Raw genomic sequence first — 8639 nt, forward strand, 5'->3', positions numbered from 1 at the left:
CGAGCAAGCCCGCTCCCACAGTTGTTTTGTGCAGACTTCTAGTATTCGGAAAGATCCGCCAAAGGATGCCGCCCCTCCCAGACCTTGTGGAAATGCGCCTCCACCACCGCATCCGGCACATGGTTGATATCCGGCCAATGCCAGTGCGGCTTCTGATCCTTGTCGATCAGCCGCGCCCGCACCCCTTCGCTGAATTCCGGATGCCGGCAGCAATTGAGGCTCAGGGTGTATTCCATCTGGAAAACCTGCGCCAGGGACATATGCCGGGCGCGGATGATCTGTTCCCACACCAGATGCGCGGTCAGCGGCGAGCCTTCGCTCATCGTCCGCGCTGCGCGGCCGAGCAGCAGGTCGGTGTGATCGCGCAGCGCGCTGATGGCTTTCCAGGCGCAGCGCACATCGCTGACATCCAGCAGTTCATCGATGCGCTGGCGTCGCGGCAGCCATTGGGCTTCAGGAATCTGCGCGAGCGCTTCCTGCTGCAAAGCCTTGAGCAGGCTGTTGAGCTGCATCGGCGTCTGTTCCTGCCAGTTCAGCTGCAGCAGGCCTTCGATCAGCTCTTGCTGCTGTTCGTCGAGCAGGAAGCGGTCGGCCAGGTCCAGATCAAGGGCATCGCGACCGTTCATGTGCGCGCCGGTCAGGCCCAGGAACAATCCGAGCTTGCCGGGCAGGCGCGACAGGAACCAGCTCGCGCCGACGTCCGGGTAGAGGCCGATGCTGATTTCCGGCATCGCCAGCCGGCTGCTGGGCGTGACAATCCGGATGCTCGCCCCCTGCAGCAGGCCCATGCCGCCGCCCAGCACATAACCGTGGCCCCAGCAGATCAGCGGTTTGGGGTAGGTGTGCAGGCTGAAGTCCAGGCGATATTCGGCGTTGAAAAACTGCGCGGCCAACGGCGGCACCTGGCCCGGGTTGGCGCGACAGGCCTGCACCAGACTGCGCACTTCGCCGCCGGCACAAAAGGCCTTGGGACCGTTGCCCCGCAGCAGCACACAGACGATTTGCGGATCCTTGGCCCAAGCGTCCATCCGGTCGCGCAAGGCGTTGATCATCGGCAGGGACAGGGCATTGAGCGATTGTTCGGCGTCCAGGGTGGCAATGCCGATGCGGGCGCCGTCGGTGCCGGTGAGTTCTTCGAAGTGCAGATTCATCGTGACCTCGATCGGGAATTTGAGGGTTAAGTATGATCGCTGTGCGGGAAAGTGCCGGATCCGTGTCAGATCAATTGACAAGCGCGATGGGCCTTCTTAGGGTTCGCCCATTGTTTTTGCCGGATGTAACCATGACTGCTGATGACCGTATCAAACTCGAACCGAGCTGGAAGGAGGCCCTGCGTGCCGAATTCGACCAGCCCTACATGGCAGAGTTGCGCAATTTCCTGCAACAGGAGAGGGCGGCCGGCAAGGAGATCTATCCACCGGGTCCGTTGATCTTCAACGCCCTGAATTCGACGCCGCTGGACAAGGTCAAGGTGGTCATCCTTGGCCAGGACCCGTACCACGGTCCGGGCCAGGCCCATGGTCTGTGCTTCTCGGTGCAACCGGGCGTACCGGCGCCGCCGTCGCTGGTGAACATCTATAAAGAATTGAAACGCGACCTGAACATCGACATCCCCAACCACGGCTACCTGCAAAGCTGGGCCGACCAGGGCGTGCTGATGCTCAACACCACCATGACCGTCGAGCGCGCCAACGCCAACGCGCACAAGGACAAGGGCTGGCAGTTCTTCACCGACCGGATCATCGAAGTGGTGAGCCAGCAGCAACCGCATCTGGTGTTCATGCTCTGGGGCTCCCATGCCCAGAGCAAGCAGAAGCTGATCGATGCCACCAAGCACCTGGTGCTGACCTCGGTGCATCCGTCGCCGTTGTCGGCCTATCGTGGGTTTCTGGGCTGCGGGCATTTCAGCCGGACCAACAAGTTCCTGGAGCAGAATGGCGAAACGCCGATCGAGTGGCGATTGCCGAACCTATGAAAAGCTTCGCGGGCAAGCCTCGCTCCTACAGGCAGTACGGTCTGTAGGAGCGAGGCTTGCCCGCGAATGAGGCGACCCGGTCTTCAGTCTGGATTCCGATTCCAATACTTGAACAACGGCTCCGCCAGAAACAGCACAAACAACAACCGCATCACCTGCATCGCCGTCACCAGCGGCACAGACAACTGCAACGTCTCCGCCGTCAGGCTCATCTCCGCAATCCCGCCGGGCATCATGCCCAACGTCAGCGAACGCAAATCCAGGTGGGTGAGGGCGCTCAGGCCCAGCGCCGCGCCCGTGGCAATCAACATGGTCAACACCGTACCGATCAGCGTCCGCCCCATGAACGAAGGCGCGCGACGGAAAAACTGCCGGTTGAAGTGACAACCCAAACCGCTACCGATCAACCACTGACCGATCTGGCTGCCACCGTTAGGCAAACCGATGTGTAAATCCCAACCAATGCTCACAGCGGCACTGACCAGCAAAGGCCCGAACAACCAGGGATTGGGCTGACGCAGACGCTCCCAGATCCAGGCCGCCAAGGCGCCCGCGGGAAACAGCACCGCCAGCCAGCGCCAGTCGATGCTGCCGGCGTGGGAGATCGGTGTACCGTCGCCCAGCAGGTATTTGAATGCCGCCGGCACACAGAGCACCACCACCAATACCCGCAGGCTCTGGCCCGCCGCCACACGGCTGAGCACCGCGCCGTTGCGTGCGCCGAGGTTGACCATCTCCCCGGAGCCGCCGGGCATGCTGGAGAAAAACGCGGTGGCCCGATCCTCTCCGGTGCGTCGCATCAGCCAGACCCCGACCACTGCGGACAGGCTGGTGACCAACGCACCGAAGAAGATCAGGCCGAAATGACTCAGCACCTGCTCCATCACCACAGGGGTGAAGTGCAAGCCGATGCCGATACCGACGATCCACTGGCCGCACTTGCGGCCGCCAGGGATTTCCGCCAATTGCCAGGGGGTCAGGCAGCGCACCAGGATGATCGCCAGCAACGAGCCGACCATCCACGGCAGCGGCCAGCCGACCTGGCTGGCGAGGTAACCGCCCAGCAGGCCGACCAGTGGTGTGCCCCACCAGGCTTTGAAGGGTGTTCGATCAGACATCGGCAACCGCGCGACGAGCCACCGAACGTTTACGCCAGATCCGCAGCAGCGGCAGCGACAGCATCAACACGGTCAGCACCCACACACCCATGGTGATCGGGCTCGACCAGAGGATCTCCAGCGCACCGTTGGAAATCGACAGGGCGCGACGCAGGTTCTGCTCCATCAGACCGCCGAGGATGAAGCCCAGCAGCACCGGCGACAGCGGGAAGTCCAGCTTGCGCAGGATGTAGCCGAAGATACCGATGCCGACCATCAGGAACAGGTCGAACGTCGTCGCATGCACCGCGTAGACGCCGATCCCGGTGATGATGGCGATCACCGGCACCAGTGCCCAGTTCGGCACGGCGAGGATGCGGGTGAAGACGCGGATCATCGGGATGTTGAGGATCACCAGCATGATGTTGGCGATGAACAACGACGCTATCAGGCCCCAGACGATGTCCGGTTGTTGCTGGAACAGCAGCGGGCCGGGGGTGATGTTGTACAGCGACAGGGCGCCGATCATCACCGCCGTGGTGCCTGAGCCTGGAACGCCGAGGGTCAGCATCGGTACCAGCGCGCCGCAGGCCGAAGCGCCGATGGCGGTTTCCGGTGCCGCGAGACCGCGCATGTCGCCCTGGCCGAAAGTACCCTTGGCGCCGGCGATGCGTTTTTCGGTCATGTAGGCCACGGCGCTGGCCAGCGTCGCGCCCGCACCCGGCAACACGCCCATGATGAAACCGAACAGGCCGCAACGCAGGTTCACGATGAACACTGCCGACGCTTCCTTGAAGTTGAACATCATGCGCCCGGTGGCTTTCACCGCTTCCTGGCCGCGATGGGTTTTTTCCAGCAGCAACAGAATCTCGCTGATGGAGAACAGGCCCAGCACCAGCACCACGAACTGAATGCCGTCGGTGAGGTGAATGTTGTCGCCGGTGAAGCGGTACACGCCGCTGTTGGCGTCGATGCCGACCGTCGACAGGAACAGCCCCATCAAGGCGGCGATGAAGGTTTTGAGCGGACGATCACCGGCCATGCCGCCCAGACAGACGATCGCGAACACCATCAGCACGAAGTATTCCGCCGGGCCGAAGGCGATTGCCCATTTCGCCAGCAGCGGTGCGAACAGCACCATGCCGCAAGTGGCGATAAACGCACCAATGAACGAACTCCAGGCCGACAGCGACAGCGCCACGCCAGCCAGGCCTTTGCGGGCCATCGGGTAGCCGTCGAGGGTGGTCATCACGGTGGAAGCTTCGCCGGGAATGTTCAGCAGGATCGAGCTGATCCGGCCGCCGTATTCGCAGCCCAGGTACACCGCCGCCAACAGGATCAGCGCCGATTCCGGCGGCAGGCCGAGGGCGAATGCGATCGGGATCAGCAGCGCCACGCCGTTGATCGGTCCCAGGCCCGGCAGCAGGCCGACGACGGTGCCGATCAGGGTGCCGGTCAGCGCCGTCACCAGGTTGTAAGGGCTCAGCGCGACGCCGAAACCCTGTCCCAAATAACCAAGCGTATCCATATCAGTTCTCCAGAACGTCGAGCAGGCCCAGGGGTAGCGGCACGTCCATCAACTTGTCGAACAGCAGGTAGAGACCCACCGCCATCAGCGTGGTGACCACGATGCTGGGCAGCCAGCGACCGCCATACAGGCGCGCCATCGGGATGCCGATCAGGATGCTGCTGAGGATGAAACCCAGAGGTTCGAACAGCCCGGCGAAGATCAGCAGCAGCACGACGCAGATGCCGATCTTGTTCAGGGTTTCACGGTCCAGTTCCGGTTCGTCTTCGCTGTGCACGATCGGTGATGGACGAAACGCCATGTACAGCAGTGCGCAACCCATCAGTCCAAGCATCAGCAACGGAAAGGCCCGGGGCCCCACCGGTTCGTAGGAATATTCGGCCTGATACGGCCACGCCATCAGCGCCAGGCCCAGACAGACCAGCAGCAATACCGAGGCAAAAATACGTTGTAAGAGCATGACAAACTCCTGTGCCACGGCCCCGCGTTGACGGGACCGTGTTCGCTAGAGAGAGGCGATCACTGAATCAGGCCGAACTCTTTGGCCAGCACTTTGTAGTCCGCGACTTGCTTCTTCACGTAGGTGTCCAGTTCCGGGCCGGTCATGGCGAACGGGAACAGCTCACGCTGGTCGCGCAGCTTGGCGAACTCAGGCGAAGCCAGCAGTTTGTCGAAGGAGTCTTTCCACCAGGCGTAGTCTTCGTCGCTGACTTTTGGCCCCAGGTAGAAGCCGCGTACCACTGGCCAGACGATGTCGTAGCCCTGCTCGCGGGCGGTCGGAATGTCTTTCATTTCCGGCTCGTCCAGACGCTTGTCGGAGAACACCGCCAGCAGGCGCATGTCACCGCTCTGGATGTGCGGCATGGAGTCGGAGATGTCGGTGCTGCCGACCTGGATGTGGCCGCCGAGCAGAGCGGTAGCGATTTCACCGCCGCCTTCGAGGGCGACGTAACGCAGGTCGCGTGGGTTGATGCCGGCGGCCTTGGCGATCAGCGCGGTCTGCATCCAGTCCTGGCTGCCGACGGTACCGCCGGAACCGATCACAACTTTGCTCGGATCTTTCTTCAGCGCCTGTACCAGATCGTCGAGAGTCTTGTAGGGCGAATCGCTCTTCACCGCGATGGCGCCGTAGCTGGTGCCGACGGCAGCGAGCCAGCGCACATTGTTTTCATCGAAACGGCCGAACTTGCCCTGGGCCAGGTTCAACAGCGAACCGCTGGACCAGGCAACCAGCGTGCCGGCATCCGCCGGGCGCTGGGCGACCACCGCGTTGTAGGCCACTGCGCCGACACCGCCGGGCATGTAGGTCACGCGCATCGGTTTGGTCAGCAGCTTTTCATTGACCAGTGCGCTCTGCGCCAGTTTGCAGGTCAGGTCGAAGCCGCCGCCGGGCGAGGCGGGCGCGATGCATTCCGGGCGTTTGGGCTCAGCCATCAGTTGGCCGGCGAACAGCACACAGCTGGCGGCGAGGGCGAAACGGCGCAGTGAACGATTCATTATTGTCTCCATGGGAGTTGTTGTTTTTCGGGATGATTCAGGTGCGACGATTTCGCAAGATGCCTTCGTATTGATATCCGCCAGAGCGGAACCGCAGGCAGCCGGATTCGGCGCGGGCAAGCGTGAACAGGGGGAAACGCGGGGGAGGGCATAACGCTGGCTGGGCAGCATGGTGCAGTACCTCGGTTTATTGTTCTTATTGGCGAAAACGCTTCGTGGCGTTTTTCGGGGGCGCTACATTCAAAACACGGCATGGAATGGTCAGCTTGAAACATTCCGTAACTCGACTCTAACCAGCGAACCTTTCGCTAACCTTTCATCAGGCTTTCAAGGTTTTTCGGGCTTCACAGCAGCGGACGTCGCTGTAAACTCCGCGCCAAAGAATGGCGTCGACCATCCCTGAACGAGGTAAAAATCCATGCGTGTTCTGCTCGTCGAAGACCATCTGCAGCTCGCCGAAAGCGTCGCCCAGGCGCTCAAGAGCACCGGTCTGACCGTGGATGTGCTGCACGACGGCGTGGCAGCCGACCTGGCGCTGGGCAGCGAGGACTACGCCATGGCGATCCTCGATGTCGGCCTGCCGCGCATGGATGGTTTTGAAGTGCTGGCGCGTTTGCGCAGTCGTGGCAAGAACTTGCCGGTGCTGATGTTGACCGCCCGCAGCGACGTCAAGGACCGGGTCCACGGCCTCAATCTCGGCGCCGACGATTACCTGGCCAAACCTTTCGAACTCACGGAACTCGAAGCACGGGTCAAAGCCCTGTTGCGCCGCAGCGTGCTGGGTGGCGAGCGGGTGCAGCGTTGCGGAGTGCTGGCGTATGACCTCGATACACGTCGCTTCACTCTGGCCGAGGAACTGCTGACCCTGACGTCTCGCGAACAGGCGGTGCTCGAAGCACTGATCGCCCGTCCCGGCCGGGTGATGAGCAAGGAACAACTGGCTTCTCAGGTCTTCGGTCTGGACGAAGAAGCCAGCCCCGATGCCATCGAAATCTACGTGCACCGCCTGCGCAAGAAACTCGACGGGCAGCCGGTGGCCATCGTGACTTTCCGGGGCCTGGGTTACTTGCTGGAAAGCCGCGATGCATAAGCCCAGCAGCCTGCGCTGGCGCCTGCTGTGGAACCTGGCGCTGTTGCTGGTGGTGTTGATGCTGGCCAGCGGCTTGAGTGCCTACTGGAACGGTCGCGAGGCGGCGGACACCGCCTATGACCGGACCCTGCTCGCGTCGGCGCGGACAATTGCCGCAGGCGTCACCCAGCGCGATGGCACACTCAGCGCCGACGTGCCTTACGTGGCCCTCGACACCTTCGCCTACGACAGCGCGGGTCGGATTTTCTATCTGGTCAACGACATCAATCAGAAGCTGATTTCCGGCTACGAAAACCTGCCTCCACCACCACCCGGCACCCCGCGCACCGATGACTATCCGGCGCTGGCGCGGTTCTACAACGCGACCTATCAAGGCCAGAACGTTCGCGTGGTCAGCCTGCTCAAGCCCGTCAGCGAGCCGAACATGAACGGCATGGCGGAAATCCGCGTGGCCGAAACCGACGAAGCCCGGGTCAGCATGGCCCGCAGTTTGGCGGCGGACACTTTGCTGCGTCTGGGCATGCTCGCGGTGGGGGCTCTGATGATTGTCTGGTTTGCGGTCAGTGCCGCGTTGCGTCCGCTGGAGCGCCTGCGCACGGCGGTGGAAGAGCGGCAGCCGGATGATCTGCGGCCCTTGCCGCTGGTGGAAGTTCAGCATGAACTGTGGCCATTGGTGAGCGCACTCAATCACTTCACCGAGCGCCTGCGCGGGCAGTTCGAGCGGCAGGCGCAGTTCATCGCCGATGCCGCCCACGAATTGCGTACCCCATTGGCGGCGCTCAAGGCGCGATTGGAACTGGGCCTGCGTTCGAGCGAGCCGCAGATCTGGCGCGACACGCTGGAAACAGCGGCTTCAGGCACCGATCGCCTGACCCATCTGGCCAATCAATTGCTCTCGCTGGCGCGGGTCGAAAATGGCGCGCGGGCGATTGCCGAGGGCGGCGCGCAGTTGCTGGATCTGAGCCAGTTGGCGCGGGATCTGGGCATGGCCATGGCGCCGCTCGCTTACAAACGTGGCGTGGCACTGGCGCTGGAAGCCGATGAACCGGTCTGGCTGCGGGGCGAGCCGACCTTGTTGAACGAGCTGTTGAGCAATCTGGTGGATAACGCCCTGGCCCACACGCCACCGGGCGGCAACGTGATTCTGCGGGTGTCTGCGCCGGCAGTGCTGGAGGTCGAGGACGACGGACCGGGCATTCCCCTCGATGAGCGGGATCGGGTGTTCGAACGGTTTTATCGACGCAATCAGCAGGTGGCCGGATCAGGTCTGGGCCTGGCGATTGTCGGTGAAATCTGCCGCGCGCATCTGGCGCAGATCAGTCTGCATGATGGAGAGCAGGCGGGGTTGAAGGTACGGGTGAGTTTTGTGCCCGGCGAGTGATGGTGATTGTTCCGGCCTCATCGCGAGCAGGCTCGCTCCCACAGGGGATATGTGGTGTTGCATCAATCCAG

At 62.5% G+C, this 8639-nt stretch carries 8 protein-coding genes; 3 read left to right on the plus strand and 5 right to left on the minus strand.

The genetic code is table 11. The features are described 5' to 3' along the window. Window positions 1-38: 38 nt before the first annotated feature. On the minus strand, window positions 39-1151 hold the full coding sequence (locus tag K9857_RS28430) for an enoyl-CoA hydratase/isomerase family protein (RefSeq protein ID WP_224541597.1): 1113 nt from the start codon (window positions 1149-1151) through the stop codon (window positions 39-41). A 131-nt stretch (window positions 1152-1282) separates the two neighbouring features. Between K9857_RS28430 and ung the strand changes: the two genes are divergently transcribed. Then, the gene (gene ung / locus K9857_RS28435) at window positions 1283-1975 is read left to right on the plus strand and encodes a uracil-DNA glycosylase (RefSeq protein WP_224541598.1); all 693 of its coding nucleotides are present in this window, start codon (window positions 1283-1285) and stop codon (window positions 1973-1975) included. 83 nt (window positions 1976-2058) lie between these two features. On the opposite strand, the gene K9857_RS28440 is transcribed toward ung, so the two are convergent. From K9857_RS28440 to K9857_RS28455, 4 genes are read right to left on the minus strand one after another with little or no spacing between them, the layout of a single operon-like run. Then, on the minus strand, window positions 2059-3093 hold the full coding sequence (locus K9857_RS28440; protein ID WP_224541600.1) for an AbrB family transcriptional regulator: 1035 nt from the start codon (window positions 3091-3093) through the stop codon (window positions 2059-2061). Beyond that, window positions 3086-4600, minus strand: a complete 1515-nt coding sequence (locus tag K9857_RS28445; RefSeq protein ID WP_224541602.1) for a tripartite tricarboxylate transporter permease — start codon at window positions 4598-4600, stop codon at window positions 3086-3088. Before K9857_RS28445 ends, K9857_RS28440 begins: the two co-directional genes overlap by 8 nt. Window position 4601: 1 nt before the next feature. Next, window positions 4602-5060, minus strand: a complete 459-nt coding sequence (locus K9857_RS28450) for a tripartite tricarboxylate transporter TctB family protein (RefSeq protein ID WP_224541604.1) — start codon at window positions 5058-5060, stop codon at window positions 4602-4604. 59 nt (window positions 5061-5119) lie between these two features. Beyond that, window positions 5120-6097 carry a Bug family tripartite tricarboxylate transporter substrate binding protein gene (locus K9857_RS28455; protein ID WP_175376194.1) on the minus strand — a complete coding sequence of 326 codons (978 nt, stop codon included), beginning with the start codon at window positions 6095-6097 and terminating at the stop codon, window positions 5120-5122. 418 nt (window positions 6098-6515) lie between these two features. Between K9857_RS28455 and K9857_RS28460 the strand changes: the two genes are divergently transcribed. Both K9857_RS28460 and K9857_RS28465 read left to right on the plus strand, forming a co-directional pair. After that, a complete protein-coding gene (locus K9857_RS28460; RefSeq protein ID WP_175376192.1) occupies window positions 6516-7187 on the plus strand; it encodes a response regulator in 672 nt (223 codons plus the stop codon). After that, window positions 7180-8568, plus strand: a complete 1389-nt coding sequence (locus tag K9857_RS28465) for a sensor histidine kinase (protein ID WP_175376191.1) — start codon at window positions 7180-7182, stop codon at window positions 8566-8568. Before K9857_RS28460 ends, K9857_RS28465 begins: the two co-directional genes overlap by 8 nt. Window positions 8569-8639 lie beyond the last annotated feature (71 nt).

Origin of the sequence: Pseudomonas sp. REP124, assembly GCF_020164475.1 — a bacterium.
Classification (GTDB): Bacteria; Pseudomonadota; Gammaproteobacteria; order Pseudomonadales; family Pseudomonadaceae; genus Aquipseudomonas.